This is a genomic window from Cryobacterium sp. TMT2-14, from assembly GCF_004402465.1.
Classification (GTDB): domain Bacteria; phylum Actinomycetota; class Actinomycetes; order Actinomycetales; family Microbacteriaceae; genus Cryobacterium; species Cryobacterium sandaracinum.
The window spans coordinates 1-14961 of sequence record NZ_SOFV01000014.1; the positions used below are offsets into that span (position 1 = coordinate 1).

The window sequence follows — 14961 nt, forward strand, 5'->3', positions numbered from 1 at the left end:
ATGTCGGCCGGGCAGGCGGCGATGCCGGACCCGCCGACATCCGTGCAGGTGAAGTCGACTGTGACGAAGCTCGTGTACCAGCCGTTGGCGTTCGCGTCGGCCGGGTCGAGCGTGTACGAAATCGTCGGGTCGACGGTGTCGACGGTGATCCCGGACACTGTCACGGACGCGGTATTACCGGCATTATCGGTCGCGGTACCCGTCACCGACTGGTCCGCACCGTCCATCAGGATCACGTCGGCCGGGCACGTGGCGATGCCGGATCCTCCGACGTCTTCACACGCGAAGTGGACCAGGACGCCCGAGTCCGTCGTGTACCAGCCATTGGTACCGTCGGGGTCTACCGGGTTGAGCGTGTACCCGATGGTCGGGTCGACCGTGTCGACGACCGTGTAGGTCACCGTCGCCGTTGGGGCGTTGAGCCCGCCGGCGTCGGTGTAGTCGCAGGTCGTGGTCTGGGTGCCGAGGCCATTCAGCAGCGCCCCGGTGGTCACGGAGGCGGCCGTGGGGTTGACGTCTTCGGCGTCGACCACCAGGCAGGTGGCGGTCGGCACGGTACCGATTTCATAGCTGGCCCCGTTGCTCACCCCGTTGACCGAGACCGAAGGCGCGGTGTTCGTCGGAACCGGCTGGGTGATGCTAATGGGGATACCGACCTGGTTCTTGAATTCTCCGCCGCCGGCCGGCTGCGCCAGGATGAGGACCGTCACGGTACCGCTCTGGGCAGCGGTGCCCGCTGTGAAACTGACCGGGAAATCGTCGGTGCAGTTCGTGATGACCACGGGGTTGGGGCTGGCCGTGACGCCGGAGGGTGCGACCACGGTGAGTTTCAGCGGGCTATCACCCGCATCGATGTTGCATCCGATGTCGCCGTCACTCTTGCCGTTGGCGTTGAGCCTCATCGTGGCGCTTCCGGCCGTTTCCGATCCCGCAACGAGGGTGACACTGGCCGAACCCTCGATGCTGTCCTGAATGATGTCCGCGTAGGCAACCCCACCGAAGGCCAGGACGCTCACCGCCGTGATGGCGGTGATCGTCGTTGCGATACCCGTTCGCTTCAATATTCGTTTCATGGTGGCTGCCCCTGCGCTCGGCGGGAAAACCCTCGGGTGGGCCATCCCTCCCACGAAGGTATGTCTGCGCCGGATCCTCGGGAACGGCGGGGGCGTTCAAACAGCTAAACGCATGGTCCCAGGACCGTTTGAATCCCTAAACGCGTCAGAACCTCGGCACACATGCCCGGTCAGGGGTGCCCGCGCCATAATGGCGCCATGGCCGAAATCAAGACGCAGCCGACGGATGCCTCCGTCGAGGACTTCCTGGATGCCGCGACGCCCGCCCGCCGCCGCGCGGACGGCAAGGCCCTCGACGCGCTCTTCCGCGAGGTGACGGGCGCCGACCCTGTCCTGTGGGGTCCATCGATCGTGGGCTACGGCAGCTACCGCTACGTGTCGCCCGCGAACCCGCGCACCCGCGGAGACTGGCCGAAGACGGGGTTCTCTCCGCGCAAGGCGCAACTGTCGATCTACGGGCTCAAAGACCTCCCCGAGGGCGCCGCGCTCCTCCCGCGGCTCGGCGCGTACACGGAGGGGGCGGGGTGCGTCTACGTGAAGAAGCTCGACGACATCGACCTCGGTGTTCTGCGTCGGCTGGTCGCGATCGCCTGGTCCCGGGGCGACGACCCCGCGCCGGCGGCGGCCACGGAGTAGGTGGCCGGCCCGCACCCCGTCGAAACAGACAGTTCCGGTCGAGTTCGCCCGGCATAGCGGGCGACCTCGACCGGAACTGTCGACGTCGGCGGTGCGGTCACACGATCGGGACTAGAAGTCCCAGTCGGCGTCTTCCGTGTTGACGGCCTTGCCGATGACGTAGGAGGAGCCCGACCCGGAGAAGAAGTCGTGGTTCTCGTCGGCGTTCGGCGAGAGCGCGGCCAGGATGGCCGGGTTCACGTCGGTGACGGTCTTCGGGAACATGGCCTCGTAGCCGAGGTTCATCAGCGCCTTGTTGGCGTTGTAGTGCAGGAATTTCTTGACGTCCTCGGTCAGGCCGTGCTCGTCGTAGAGGTCCTGCGTGTACTGGATCTCGTTCTCGTAAAGCTCGAACATGAGATTGAAGGTGTAATCCTTGATCTCATCGCGGCGCTCCTGCGACGACGCCTCGAGCCCCTTCTGGAACTTGTAACCGATGTAGTAACCGTGTACGGCTTCGTCCCGGATGATCAAACGGATGAGGTCGGCCGTGTTGGTGAGGCGGGCGCGGCTCGAGAAGTACATCGGCAGGTAGAAGCCCGAGTAGAACAGGAACGACTCGAGCAGAACCGAGGCGACCTTGCGCTTGAGCGGGTCGTCGCCCTGGTAGTACTTCATCACGATCTCGGCCTTGCGCTGCAGGTTGACGTTCTCCGTCGACCAGCGGAACGCCTCGTCGATCTCCTTCGTCGACGCGAGGGTCGAGAAGATCGAGGAGTAGCTCTTGGCGTGCACGGACTCCATGAACGCGATGTTCGTGTAGACGGCCTCTTCATGGGGCGTGATCGCATCCGGAATCAGCGACACGGCACCCACAGTGCCCTGGATCGTGTCGAGCAGGGTCAGCCCCGTGAACACGCGCAGGGTGAGCTGCTGCTCCGCCGGGGTGAGCGTGGCCCAGGACTGCACGTCGTTTGACAGCGGGACCTTCTCCGGCAGCCAGAAGTTGTTCGTGAGGCGGTTCCAGACCTCGACGTCTTTTTCGTCTTCGATCTTGTTCCAGTTGATCGCGTCAACGTGGGAGACGAGCTTGAGCTTGTCAATCATTGGTTGTTCCTTAGTCGGCGGTGCATAGGCGATTCAGCGTTCGGAGAGCTCGGGTTCGGGGAGCTCGGGGCAAACTCACTCAGAGAGCGCAGGAAACACAACCCTCGACCTCGGTGCCCTCGAGGGCCATCTGGCGCAGACGGATGTAGTAGATGGTCTTGATGCCCTTTTTCCACGCGTAGATCTGCGCGCGGTTGATGTCGCGGGTGGTGGCGGTGTCCTTGAAGAACAGCGTCAGCGACAGGCCCTGGTCGACGTGCTGCGTGGCAGCGGCGTAGGTGTCGATGACCTTCTCGTAGCCGATCTCGTAGGCATCCTGGTAGAACCCGGTGTTGTCGTTCGTCATGAACGGCGCCGGGTAGTAGACGCGGCCGAGCTTGCCTTCCTTGCGGATCTCGATCTTCGACGCGATCGGGTGGATCGATGCGGTCGAGTTGTTGATGTAGGAGATCGACCCGGTCGGCGGCACGGCCTGCAGGTTCTGGTTGTAGATGCCGTGCTCCACAACGGATGCCTTGAGCTCGGCCCACTCTGCCTGCGTGGGAATGTGCACGTCGGCCTGCGCGAACAGCTCGGCGCCGCGCGCGGTGGCCGGCTCCCAGATCTGGTCGGTGTACTTGTCGAAGAACGTGCCGGAGGCGTAGGTGGAGTCTTCGAAGCCGACGAACGCATTGCCGCGCTCGATGGCCAACTTGTTCGAGGCGCGGAGGGCGTGGAACAGCACCGTGTAGAAGTAGATGTTGGTGAAGTCGATGCCCTCCTCGCTGCCGTAGTAGATACGCTCCCGGGCGAGGTAACCGTGCAGGTTCATCTGGCCCAGGCCGATGGCGTGCGACTTGTCGTTGCCGTCTTCGATCGAGCGCACGGAGGAGATGTGGCTCTGCTCCGACACCGAGCTGAGGCCGCGGATGGCGGTCTCGACGGTCTTGCCGAAGTCGGGCGAGTCCATGGACAGGGCGATGTTCATCGACCCGAGGTTGCAGGAGATGTCCTTGCCGATCTGGTCGTACGACAGGTCCTCGTTGTAGGTGGTCGGGGTATTGACCTGGAGGATCTCCGAGCAGAGATTCGACATGTTGACGCGACCCTTGATCGGGTTCGCCGCGTTGACGGTGTCCTCGAACATGATGTACGGGTAGCCGGACTCGAACTGGATCTCGGCGAGCGTCTGGAAGAAGTCGCGGGCTTTCATCTTGGACTTCTTGATGCGCGGGTCGTCAACCATCTCGTGGTACTTCTCGCTGACGGAGATGTCGGCGAACGGCACCCCGTAGACGCGCTCGACGTCGTAAGGCGAGAACAAGTACATGTCCTCGTCTTTCTTCGCCAGCTCGAACGTGATGTCGGGCACGACCACGCCGAGGGACAGCGTCTTGATGCGCACCTTCTCGTCGGCGTTCTCACGCTTGGTATCGAGGAAGCGCATGATGTCGGGGTGGTGCGCGTGCAGGTAGACCGCGCCGGCACCCTGACGGGCACCGAGCTGGTTGGCGTAGCTGAAGGAGTCTTCGAGCAGCTTCATCACCGGGATGATGCCGCTGGACTGGTTCTCGATCTGCTTGATCGGTGCACCGGACTCACGGATGTTGCTGAGCAGCAACGCGACGCCGCCGCCGCGCTTCGACAGCTGCAGCGACGAGTTGATGCCGCGGGAGATCGACTCCATGTTGTCTTCGATACGGAGCAGGAAGCAGGAGACGAGCTCCCCGCGCTGCGCCTTCCCGGAGTTCAGGAAGGTGGGGGTGGCGGGTTGGAAACGCCCCGCGATGATCTCCTCGACGAGGGAGATCGCGAGCTGCTCGTCACCCTGAGCGAGGCCCAGCGCGGTCATCACGACTCGGTCTTCGAAACGCTCGAGGTACCGTTTTCCGTCAAACGTCTTCAGCGTGTACGAGGTGTAGTACTTGAACGCGCCGAGAAAGGTCTGGAAGCGGAATTTCTTCGAGTACGCCAGCTTGTTGAGGTCGGTGATGAACTCGAACGAGTACTGGTCGAGCACGGCCTGCTCGTAGTATTCCTTCTCGACGAGGTAGTCGAGGCGTTCGCGCAACGTGTGGAAGAACACCGTGTTCTGGTTGACGTGCTGCAGGAAGAACTCCCGCGCAGCCTCGCGGTCCTTCTCGAACTGGATTTCCCCGTTCGGGCCGTACAGGTTGAGCATGGCGTTGAGGGAGTGATAATCCATCGCCAGGCCGGGAGCCGGGTGAGCCATGGTCTTCACGGCTGTTGCTTCCAAAATGATTCCAATCCGTCGTGGACGATGCGCACATCATCCGGAGTTCCAAATACTTCAAAGCGAAACATGTGGGGCACCTTGCACTTCTGGGCGATGATGTCCCCGGCGAGGCAGTAGCCGGTGCCGAAGTTCGTGTTGCCCGCGCCGATGACGCCGCGGATGAGCGAGCGGTTCTGCTCGTCGTTCAGGAACGTGATGACCTGTTTGGGCACCGCTCCCTTGCTGTCGCCGCCGCCATACGTCGGCACGACCAGCACGTAAGGTTCGCTGACCTGGAGCGGCTCATCGCGCGCGTAGATCGGGATGCGAGCGGCCGGGCGACCCAACTTCTCAATGAAGCGGTGCGTGTTGCCCGAGGTGCTGGAGAAATACACGATATCGGTCATGGAACACCTCCTGTTGCTGAGAAGTCGGCACGCCAAACGACGCTTTTTTACGGACTGTTGCGACGCCACCCCCTGGCGCCGCGGTGCTACGCGAGGCGCTGCGCGAGTTCGTTGATCTTGTCGGGGCGGAAGCCCGACCAGTGATCTTCGTCGGTGATAACGACGGGAGCCTGCAGGTAGCCCAGGGCCTTGACGGCTTCCAGGGCGTTCTCGTCGAGCGAGAGGTCGAGGATTTCGTATTCGATGCCCTTGTTGTCCAGGGCGCGGTAGGTCGCAGTGCACTGCACGCAGGAGGGCTTGGTGTAGACCGTGATTGCCATGGAGGGCCTTTCTCGTCGTTCAGGGATCAGTATTCAAAATCGGTTCAAACATCAGTGCTCAAAATCGGTTTTCATGTGAAATCTGAAGTTCAAGGCGTGCTGTGTGTTGAACTTCAATACTACATCTAGTGATGCTCGAAGGGAATGGCCACTACATACAGTAGTTACAAGTATGTAGTTATCCACCGACATTCCACCGGTTGTGCACAGCCCCACGGATGCGAGTCGAGCCGAATCACGCGGAATGCGGCAAAGTTATCCACAGGCAGCGCAGGGGCAGAACTCGAGCCTGTGGAAACCCTGTCGGCGTGTCGCTCGCCCTGAGGCGCGCCGCGAACGCGGTCGCCCAATCCCAGCGGTCGAAGCTGCAGGGCATGGTCGATCATGGCGACGCTCACGAGAAAGCTCGTGCTTGCCGCGGACGCGTGCGACAGCACGAGCGGCCGGCCCGCGGCCGCGACCGTCGAAAGCACAAACGGGCGGTAGCGCTGATCGGGATCGGCGGAACGCCGCAACTCCCCCGAAACGTAGATGCCGCGGCGCGTGCGCACGAGTTCACCGCGGCGGATCAGGGCGTCGACGGCGTGTGAGTTGAGGCCGCGTTCCCGGAGCGCGGCATAGGTGACGAGCCCGTCGAAGCGGGCGCTGACGATGTCGAGGAGTTTGGTCTCACCTCACCCTGCGGGCGGCGGCAGCGAGCCGGACACGCGAGAGGGCCGGCCCCCGTGAGGAGCCGGCCCTGGTGTCGAGATGCTGTGATGCAGGTGTACTGCCGGGTTGTTACTCGGTCAGCGGGGCGAGATTCGGGTCGTTCGCGTATGCCTCGGACGCGTTTTCCTTGGTCACGATGACCGGGGGCAGCAGGTAGGCCGGGACGACGATCTTGCCGTTGTCGTAGGACTCGGTGTCGTTGACCTCGGGGGTGTCGCCCTTCTGGAGAACGTTGACCATCTCGATGGCCTTGTCAACGAGCACGCGGGTGTCCTTGTTGATGGTGGAGTACTGCTCGCCGGCCATGATCGACTTGACCGACTCGACCTCGGAGTCCTGCCCGGTGACGACTGGGATGTCCTTGCCGGCGGCCTTCACCGAGGTGATGATCGCACGAGCGAGGGTGTCGTTCGGGGAAAGAACGCCATCGAGCGTCTTGTCGCCGTACGTGCTGGTAAGCAGCGCGTCCATGCGGCTCTGAGCGTTCTCAGCCTTCCAGCCGGCGGTCGCCGTCTGCTTGATGTCGGTCTGGCCGGAGGCGACGACGAGGGTTCCGTCATCGATCTTCGGCTGCAGCACGCTCATCGCGCCGCCGAAGAAGACGGCGGAGTTGGCGTCATCCGAGGAACCGGAGAACAGCTCGATGTTGTACGGGCCTTCCGGCTTCTTCGTGGCCAGTCCGTCCAGGAGCGCCTGGCCCTGGAGTTCGCCGACATTGAAGTTGTCGTAGGCGACGTAGTAGTCCACGGCCTCGGTGTTCAGGATGAGGCGGTCGTAGGCGATCACGATGGCGCCGGCGTCGCGGGCCGACTGCACCTGGGTGGCGAGCTGGCCACCGTCAGCGGCACCGATGATGATGACCTTGGCACCGTTGGTGACCATGGCCGAGATCTGGTCCTGCTGGTCCTTGACCGTGGTCGAGGCACCGGCATACTGCACGTCGCCCTTGTAGCCGGCCTCCTTGAGGCCGTCTTCGAAGAGCCCGCCGGCGAGGACCCAGTTCTCAGAGGTCTTTGAGGGGAGGGCGACGCCGATGACCGAATCCTGGGCGAAGCCGGCAGCAGCGCCGTCTTCGCCGGCGGTGTCCGTGCGGGTGGAGCAACCTGAGAGTGCCATCAAGGCCACTGCGGCGATCGCAGTTGTCGCAAGAATCTTTCGCATTGTCGATTTCTTTCTGTTCGTTGTGGTTTGGTGAAGGGAAAAATCTGGGCTAGTTGGGCCGCGTGGCCTGCGGCCGCGCGCTCTCCGGGGTGCCCGTGTCGGGCACGACCAGGGGTGGCTCCGCCGGGAATTCGGCAGTCTTCTTCTTCTGGGTCAGGAGGCCGATGATCGAGGGACGACCCTGGCTCTTGTTCCACACGTCGACACCCACGGCCACCAGGAGCACCATGCCCTTGATGATCTGAACCCAGTCGGAGCCGACACCCAGCAGCTGCAGGCCGTTGTTCAGCACCGCCATGACGAGACCACCGATGATGGAGCCTACGACGGTTCCGATTCCGCCGGACACGGCAGCGCCACCGATGAACACGGCGGCGATCGCATCGAGCTCCCAGCTGAGGCCGTCCTGCGGGCCGGAGGCCACCGAGCGGGCCACGAAGATCATGCCGGCCAGGGCCGAGAGGATCGACATGTTCATCATGACGAGGAAGTTCACCCGACGGGACTTGACCCCCGAGAGTTCGGCGGCGAGCTTGTTGCCGCCGACCGCGTAGACGTGACGGCCGAAGATCGTGTTACGAGTGACGAACGCGTAGAAGAGAACGAGCACTCCGAGGATGATTCCGGAGACCGGGAAGCTTGTGCCGACGCGGCCACCGGCGAAGAGGACGGATGCGTAGACGATGACGGCACAGAGAAGGGCGACTTTCACGATGCTCACCCACAGCGGTGCGGGCGTCGAACCCATGATCTTCTGAACCCGGCGGGCACGCCATTCGGAGTAGACGACCGCGACCACGATGATGAGCCCCAGAAGCAGGGTCAGGTTGTTGTAGCCCGTGTTCGGGCCGACCTCAGGAAGGTAGCCGGAGCCGATGATCGTGAAGCCGTCAGGAACGGGGACCGTGTTGGCGTTACCGATGACCTGGTTGCCGCCGCGGAAGATGAGCATGCCGGCCAGGGTGACGATGAAGGCGGGAACCCCAACGTAGGCAACCCACGCACCTTGCCAGGCGCCGATCAGCATTCCCACAAACAGCCCGAGCAGGATGGCCAGCGGCCACGGGAAGTTCCAGTCCCGCATCGCGGTGGCCACCACGATGCCGACGAAAGCGGCAACGGATCCGACCGACAGGTCGATGTGGCCGGCGATGATCACCATGACCATGCCGATGGCGAGGATGAGGATATAGGAGTACTGGCTGACCAGGTTGATCAAGTTGCCGGACGACAGCGTCAGTCCGTCGGTCAGGTACTGGAAGAGCAGAATGATGGCGATCAGGCTGAAGAGGATGCCGAACTGCCGCAGGTTCGAGCTGCCGCTGCCGAAGATCTTCTTCAGATCACCAAGAGCGCCTCTGCGAGTACTCGTGTCTTCACTCATATGCTCTGAACCTTCTTCCGTGCGGAGGTCATACTTTTCATCAGGGTTTCGGGATCGGCGGACTCCGCCGGGATGCAGTCGGTGATCGCACCCTCGAAGACCGTGTAGATCCGGTCGGCGAGGCCGAGGAGCTCCGGGAGCTCAGAAGAGATCAGGATGACTCCCTTGCCCTGTTCGGCGAGCTGCTGGATGATGCCGTAAATCTCGTATTTCGCGCCGACGTCGATGCCACGGGTCGGCTCGTCCAGGATCAGCAGGTCAGGGTCCGTGAACATCCACTTGGCCAGAACGACCTTCTGCTGGTTGCCGCCGGAGAGTTTGGAGACGCCCGCATTGACGCTGGGTGTCTTGATCCGCAGGCTTTTGCGGTATTGCTCGGCGATTCCGAATTCTTTGGAGTCGTTCACGACCTGCCCGGCCGAGATCTTCGAGAGCTTGGCCGAGACGACGGAACGCTTGATGTCGTCGAGCAGGTTCAGGCCGAGTGCCTTGCGGTCCTCGCTCACGTAGGCGAGGCCGTGGTCGATCGCGTCGGCCACGCTCTTCAGGACGATTTCCTTTCCGTCCTTGTAGAGGTGGCCGGAAAGGAAATTGCCGTAGGAGCGCCCGAAGATGCTCATCGCCAGTTCGGTGCGCCCGGCGCCCATCAGGCCGGCGATGCCCACGATCTCACCCTTGCGCACGTTCAGGCTGGAACCCTTCACGACCATGCGCTCGGCGACCTGCGGGTGCTGCACGGTCCAGTCACGCACCTCGAAGAAGACCTCGCCGATGTGCGGTGTGCGGTCCGGGAAACGGCTCTCTAGGCTGCGCCCGACCATGCCCCGGATGATCCGGTCTTCGTTGACTCCGTCGGCCACGACATTCAGGGTTTCGATCGTCTTGCCGTCGCGGATGATCGTGATCGAGTCTGCGACCTGTTCGATCTCGTTGAGCTTGTGGGAGATCATGATCGAGCTGATTCCCCTGCCCTTCAGCCCGCGGATCAGGTCCAGCAGATGCATGGAGTCCGACTCGTTCAGGGCCGCGGTCGGCTCATCGAGGATGAGCACCTTGACCGACTTGTTGAGGGCCTTGGCGATCTCGACCAGCTGCTGCTTGCCGACGCCGATGTTCTTGATCAGGGTGTCGGGGTCGTCCCGCAGCCCGACGCGCGCCAGCAACTCGAGCGCCGTCTTCTTGGCGGTGATCCAGTCGATTGCACCCCACTTGGTCGGCTCGTTGCCGAGGAAGATGTTCTCGGTGATGGAGAGTTCCGGGATGAGCGCAAGTTCCTGGTGGATGATGACGATGCCCGCTTCTTCGCTCGAGCGGATGTCCTTGAAGTGCACGTTCTGACCCTGGTAGATGATGTCGCCCGTGTATGTGCCGGAGGGGTAGACCCCGGAGAGCACTTTCATCAGGGTGGACTTGCCGGCACCGTTCTCGCCGCAGATCGCGTGGATCTCGCCGCGATTCACCGTGATGGAGACGTCCGACAGGGCCTTGACCCCGGGAAACTCCTTGGTGATGGACCGCATCTCAAGGATTACGTGGTCAGTGGACATCGTTGGACTCCTCACGCCCGGGGGCCACTACAGGTATCCCATACCGACAACGGAATGGACGCGCGAAGGATCATCCCGCTCCCGCTCAGCAGGGCGGCAGCGGAGCTGCCGGGCAGGTGGAAAAGTGTGCTCACAAGCTTGACCTCAATGTCATGCGTTTGGAAAAAAGTGCTGGAGATCGAGTCCATGTGACCGATCACATTGACACTATAGACCCGGTGATAGTCCCGGTGTCAAGTTTCGTTTTGTCACGCTTGCGTAACAGGCTGTTGCTCCCCTGAGCGGGGTCTGAGGTCAGGACATTCCGCCGAGCCCAGCCGGCTCACGGACGGTCCCGGCGGGGCGGCTTACCACTTCTTTAGTGCTGTGCGGAAACAGGGAACTGCTCGACAATGCGCTCAAGGAACTCCGGAGAGAGTCGCGGGGGAGAGCGAACCCTTCACGGGTGATCGAGGCGAGGTCGCGCATGTGCCGAACTCAGAACGCGGGCGGTGCGGTCGAGCCGCGCACGATGAGCTCGGGAATGATCGGGTCGCTCCGCTCGATCGGTACCCCGCCGCTGAGGTTGCTGAGCAGAAGGGCGATGCACCGCCGCCCGAGTTCGGCAAAGTCCTGGCGCACTGTCGTGAGCGGTGGCCAGAAGTGTGCCGCTTCGGGAATATCGTCGTAGCCGACGATACTCATGTCGCGCGGCAGGTCGAGGCCCGCCTCGCGGCAGGCGTGCATGAACCCGAGCGCCATCAGATCATTCGACGCGAAGATGGCCGTGAAGTCCCGCCTCCGGAGCAGTTCTCGTCCGGCACGGTATCCGAAGTCGGCGGTCCAGTCGCCCAGAATCGGCGCCATGGTCGGCACATCCATTTCCCACATCTCGTCGAGGAAGCCGCGCATTCGGGCCTCGGCCTCAATCCAGTCCTGGGGTCCGGCAAGGTGGTAGATACTCCGATGGCCGAGGTCGATCAGGTGCCGCGTGGCCTGTCTGGCACCGGTCATCTGGTCGACGGACAGGGAATTGTCGAGGCGGCCGGTGGACTGCAGGGTGACGAACGGCACGTCGATGGACAGCTGTTCCAGGGCGTCGAAGACCCGCACCTGCGGCGCGATCACGACGATGCCCTCCACGGACTGGTTCATCAGGTGCTCCAGCGCCGCCTCGATCGACTCCGTGTCGACGGATGTGAGGTTCGCGGTGTTGACGTAATAGCCGGCTTCCTGGGCGGCGTCCTGGATGGCGGCGATGCTGCTCGCCGGCCCGTAGGCACTCTCCGCCGAGAGCAGGCCGATGGTGCGCGAACGCCCGCGCGACAGTGCGCGGGCCGCCCGGTTCGGCCGGTACTGCAGGTCTTCCATGACCTGCAACACCTTCGCCTTGGTGGAATCACGGATGCTGGGGTGGTCGTTGAGCACGCGCGAAACGGTCTGATGCGAGACCCCCGCGAGGCGCGCCACATCACGGATGCTCGGGGCACGCCCCTTGGGCAGATCGATAGTCACAGGAAGACCTTGTTGGCATGTGCACGGTCACAATTGTGAACGCAAATCAAGTATGCACTCCGGTGACGCCCGCTGGCGCACATTGCGCCTCGGTTGATCAGGCGCTCTCGCGCACCACCAGATCAGTCGGCAGAACCATGGCAGCGGGGCGTTCGCCCCCGATAACCTGCAGGAGCAAGCGCACCATTTCTTCGCTGATGCGGTCGAACGGCTGCCGCATGGTCGTGAGCGGAGGGTGCGTCGTGGCCGCGATGGGACCGTCATCAAAGCCCCCGACTGCGACGTCTTCCGGCACTCGGCGGCCCGACGCAAGAAGCACATCGAGTGCCCCGGCTGCCATCACGTCGTTGGCGGCGAACACCGCGTCCAGATCGGGGTGCCGTGTCAGGAGAGCCGTCATTGCCGCCGCGCCGCTCGACCGGCTGTAGTCGCCATGGGCCACATACGTCTCGTCGAATACATCGGCGCGTTCATCGACATACGCTTCGAAGCGACGCATGCCTCCGGAGGTATCTTCTGGCCCGGTGATGGTAGCGATGCGAGTGCGGCCGAGGCTGGTCAGGTAGCGCACCATTTCCCGAGCGCCTTCGTAGTCGTCGGCGGCCACATACCCCATCTTGTTTTCGAAGCCCAACGGCACCCCACAGGCAATCGCCGGCACGCCGGCCGCGATGATCTCGGACAGTCCGCGGCGACCACTGTGCGAGGAAACCAGCAACACACCATCGACGTGGCCCGCCGTGACGAACTCCGTGGCCCGGCGCTGTTCGTCCTCATTGCCCGCCATGATCAAGACCAACGAGATGTCGTGCACGGAGAGCGCCCGCGACGCCCCGCTCATCAGTACAGCGAAGTTCGGGTCTTCGAACAACCGCTCGTGGGACTCGGTGAGAAGGAAGGCCACCGAGTTGGCGCGGCTGGTGGCGAGGCTGCGTGCATGCGGGTTGACCCGGTAGCCCGTCTTCTTGATGGCCGCGTTCACTGCCGCCAGAGCATCCGGACCCACCCAGTGACCGCCGTTCAGCACCCGAGAAACCGTTCCCCGGGATACGCCGGCGGCTGCGGACACATCATCGATGGTCGGCCGGCGCTTCGAAGGGGGCGGGGTCACGTCAGAATTCTATCCATCCTCAGGCTTTGACCGCGCCCGCAGCAAGGTCGACCTTCCAGTAGCGCTGCAGCACAAGGAACAGTATTACCAGAGGGATGATCGACAGTAAGGCGCCCGTGATTACGAGCGTGTACATGGACGGCGCGGTCGCACCCTGATTGAGCAGGCCGCTCAGGCCGACCGTGACCGGGAAGAGCCTGTCATTGCCGAGCATGATGTAGGGCAGCATGAAGTTGTTCCAGACCGCCACAAACTGGAAGAGGAAGATCGTCACGAGCCCGGGGCCCATCATCGGCAGGGCGATGCGATTGAAGATGTAGAGCTCACCGGCTCCCTCGGTGCGGGATGCCTCGACAACCTCTGTGGGCACCGACGCCGCCGCGTAGATGCGCGCCAGATAGATGCCGTAGGGGCTGATGATCTGCGGCAGCAGCACGGACCAGATCGTGTTGGTCAGGCCGACCTCGGCCAGCAGGAAGTATTGCGGGATGGCGAGGATGACGCCGGGCACGAGCACTCCCATCAGCAGCACCGCGAAGACCGCGCGCTTGCCGGGGAACTCGAACTTGGCCAGAACGTAGCCGGAGATCGCCGAGACCCAGGTGGAGGCGAGGGCGCCGACGCCGGCGTAGATCGCCGTGTTGAGCACCCAGCGCCAGTAGAGGCCGTCGCGGTACCGGCTCAGCTCCACGATGTTGTCCCAGAGGTGCGAACTCGGCATCAGCGTGAACGTGGAGAAAAGCTCGGAGGCATCCTTGCTCGAGGCCATCAACACCCAGAAGACAGGGAAGAGGCAGTAGATGGCGCCGAGGAGAAGGATGCCCGTAGAGACCGGGCTGGCCTTCTGGCGGAAGGTGCGGGCGGCGACGCGCTCTGCCTTGAGCAGGGCGCGGCCTGGACGGGTCACGGTGGATGAGGTGGTCATGGTCAGTCCTCCTGACCGAATGCGCGTTTCTGCACAACGCGCAGGAACAGGAATGAGAAGGCGAAGGTCACGACGGCGATGACGATCGAGGTTGCGGCCGCCGAGTAGATGTCGTCACGGGTGAAGGCGTCCCGGTAGACCAGCATCAGCGGTGACCAGCTGGTGGACAGGGAGTTCGTGAGTGGTCGCAGGGTGGTCGGCTCGGCGAAGACCTGCAGCGTGGCCACCATCGAGAACAGGGCGGTCATCACGATGGCGGGGGCAATGATCGGGATCTTGATGCGCCGTGCGATCTGCACCTCGGTGCAGCCGTCGAGCTTCGCAGCCTCGTAGATGTCGGTGGGCACCGACTTCAGCGAGGTGTACATCACGATCATGTTGAAGCCGACGCCGCCCCACAGGGCGATGTTGGCGATCGCGAAGATGACGCCCGACGAGGAGAGCAGCGACGGGACGTCCCAGCCGAACCGTTCGAAGAGAAAGTAGAACGGGCTCACGGCGGGTAGGTACAGGAATCCCCAGAGGAGGGAGCTGATCACGGCCGGCACGGCGAACGGCAGGAAGATCGCGGTGCGGGAGAACCCGGTGGCCCGCGTTCGCCGGGAGTCGAGCAACAGGGCGAACAGCAGGGCCAGACCCAGCATCACGGGGATCAGGATGAGGCCGTAGAGCAGGACGCGCCCCACACTGGCACCGAATTCGGCGTTCGTGAGGGTGGCGGCGTAGTTGTCGATGCCCGCGAAGACGGTCGAGCGTGCGCCGGCGCCCAGACCCAGTCCGGAGACCTTGGTCTTCTGGAAACTGAGAAAGAGTGTGTAGACGATGGGTGCGGCCATGAAGACCACGAACAGGATGATGCCCGGCGCCAGCATCGCGTAGGGCACGAGCACC

The 14961-nt window shown here is 63.2% G+C and carries 14 protein-coding genes; 2 read left to right on the forward strand and 12 right to left on the reverse strand.

Annotated elements, in window-relative coordinates:
* Positions 1-1073: hypothetical protein (locus E3O28_RS05515; protein ID WP_198411540.1), on the reverse strand; the 1073-nt coding region annotated here is incomplete at its 3' end.
* 198 nt (positions 1074-1271) lie between these two features.
* Between E3O28_RS05515 and E3O28_RS05520 the strand changes: the two genes are divergently transcribed.
* Positions 1272-1709 carry a DUF1801 domain-containing protein gene (locus tag E3O28_RS05520; RefSeq protein ID WP_134342306.1) on the forward strand — a complete coding sequence of 146 codons (438 nt, stop codon included), beginning with the start codon at positions 1272-1274 and terminating at the stop codon, positions 1707-1709.
* 111 nt (positions 1710-1820) lie between these two features.
* Here the strand turns inward: E3O28_RS05520 and nrdF are convergent, their stop codons facing one another.
* From nrdF to nrdH, 4 genes are all read right to left on the reverse strand, one after another.
* Positions 1821-2795 (reverse strand): class 1b ribonucleoside-diphosphate reductase subunit beta, encoded by a 975-nt coding sequence (gene nrdF / locus E3O28_RS05525; RefSeq protein WP_104099273.1) that lies wholly within the window; start codon positions 2793-2795, stop codon positions 1821-1823.
* A 79-nt stretch (positions 2796-2874) separates the two neighbouring features.
* Positions 2875-5007 (reverse strand): class 1b ribonucleoside-diphosphate reductase subunit alpha, encoded by a 2133-nt coding sequence (nrdE, locus tag E3O28_RS05530; protein WP_104099283.1) that lies wholly within the window; start codon positions 5005-5007, stop codon positions 2875-2877.
* A 5-nt stretch (positions 5008-5012) separates the two neighbouring features.
* Complete coding sequence (gene nrdI / locus E3O28_RS05535; RefSeq protein WP_104099274.1) at positions 5013-5417, reverse strand: class Ib ribonucleoside-diphosphate reductase assembly flavoprotein NrdI; 405 nt, start codon at positions 5415-5417, stop codon at positions 5013-5015.
* Between the two features lie 86 nt (positions 5418-5503).
* A complete protein-coding gene (gene nrdH / locus E3O28_RS05540; protein ID WP_104099275.1) occupies positions 5504-5737 on the reverse strand; it encodes a glutaredoxin-like protein NrdH in 234 nt (77 codons plus the stop codon).
* Between the two features lie 308 nt (positions 5738-6045).
* Here nrdH and E3O28_RS16895 point away from each other — a divergent pair, with 308 nt between their 5' ends.
* The gene (locus tag E3O28_RS16895) at positions 6046-6327 is read left to right on the forward strand and encodes a hypothetical protein (protein ID WP_241973025.1); all 282 of its coding nucleotides are present in this window, start codon (positions 6046-6048) and stop codon (positions 6325-6327) included.
* Between the two features lie 190 nt (positions 6328-6517).
* Here E3O28_RS16895 and E3O28_RS05550 read toward each other — a convergent pair whose 3' ends face one another.
* The 7 genes from E3O28_RS05550 to E3O28_RS05580 all read right to left on the reverse strand — a co-directional run bounded on the left by E3O28_RS05550 (position 6518) and on the right by E3O28_RS05580 (position 14942).
* Entirely contained in the window at positions 6518-7609 is a 1092-nt protein-coding gene (locus tag E3O28_RS05550; RefSeq protein WP_104099277.1) for a sugar-binding protein, read from the reverse strand.
* A gap of 49 nt (positions 7610-7658) precedes the next feature.
* Positions 7659-8993 (reverse strand): multiple monosaccharide ABC transporter permease, encoded by a 1335-nt coding sequence (mmsB, locus tag E3O28_RS05555; protein WP_134371968.1) that lies wholly within the window; start codon positions 8991-8993, stop codon positions 7659-7661.
* Positions 8990-10540, reverse strand: a complete 1551-nt coding sequence (gene mmsA, locus E3O28_RS05560) for a multiple monosaccharide ABC transporter ATP-binding protein (RefSeq protein ID WP_104099279.1) — start codon at positions 10538-10540, stop codon at positions 8990-8992. Before mmsA ends, mmsB begins: the two co-directional genes overlap by 4 nt.
* A gap of 477 nt (positions 10541-11017) precedes the next feature.
* Complete coding sequence (locus E3O28_RS05565; RefSeq protein WP_104170404.1) at positions 11018-12034, reverse strand: LacI family DNA-binding transcriptional regulator; 1017 nt, start codon at positions 12032-12034, stop codon at positions 11018-11020.
* Between the two features lie 97 nt (positions 12035-12131).
* A complete protein-coding gene (locus tag E3O28_RS05570) occupies positions 12132-13145 on the reverse strand; it encodes a LacI family DNA-binding transcriptional regulator (RefSeq protein WP_134371970.1) in 1014 nt (337 codons plus the stop codon).
* A 19-nt stretch (positions 13146-13164) separates the two neighbouring features.
* A complete protein-coding gene (locus tag E3O28_RS05575; protein ID WP_134415384.1) occupies positions 13165-14070 on the reverse strand; it encodes a carbohydrate ABC transporter permease in 906 nt (301 codons plus the stop codon).
* A gap of 2 nt (positions 14071-14072) precedes the next feature.
* Entirely contained in the window at positions 14073-14942 is an 870-nt protein-coding gene (locus E3O28_RS05580) for a sugar ABC transporter permease (RefSeq protein WP_134372054.1), read from the reverse strand.
* Between the last annotated feature and the right edge of the window lie 19 nt (positions 14943-14961).

Excerpts from the sequence above, each read along its gene's own strand:
- E3O28_RS05520 (WP_134342306.1), top strand. The coding sequence starts at position 1,272 with ATGGCCGAAATCAAGACGCAGCCGACGGATGCCTCCGTCGAGGACTTC.
- nrdF (WP_104099273.1), bottom strand. The coding sequence starts at position 2,795 with ATGATTGACAAGCTCAAGCTCGTCTCCCACGTTGACGCGATCAACTGG.
- nrdE (WP_104099283.1), bottom strand. The coding sequence starts at position 5,007 with ATGGCTCACCCGGCTCCCGGCCTGGCGATGGATTATCACTCCCTCAAC.
- nrdI (WP_104099274.1), bottom strand. The coding sequence starts at position 5,417 with ATGACCGATATCGTGTATTTCTCCAGCACCTCGGGCAACACGCACCGC.
- nrdH (WP_104099275.1), bottom strand. The coding sequence starts at position 5,737 with ATGGCAATCACGGTCTACACCAAGCCCTCCTGCGTGCAGTGCACTGCG.
- E3O28_RS05550 (WP_104099277.1), bottom strand. The coding sequence starts at position 7,609 with ATGCGAAAGATTCTTGCGACAACTGCGATCGCCGCAGTGGCCTTGATG.
- mmsB (WP_134371968.1), bottom strand. The coding sequence starts at position 8,993 with ATGAGTGAAGACACGAGTACTCGCAGAGGCGCTCTTGGTGATCTGAAG.
- mmsA (WP_104099279.1), bottom strand. The coding sequence starts at position 10,540 with ATGTCCACTGACCACGTAATCCTTGAGATGCGGTCCATCACCAAGGAG.
- E3O28_RS05575 (WP_134415384.1), bottom strand. The coding sequence starts at position 14,070 with ATGACCACCTCATCCACCGTGACCCGTCCAGGCCGCGCCCTGCTCAAG.
- E3O28_RS05580 (WP_134372054.1), bottom strand. The coding sequence starts at position 14,942 with ATGCTGGCGCCGGGCATCATCCTGTTCGTGGTCTTCATGGCCGCACCC.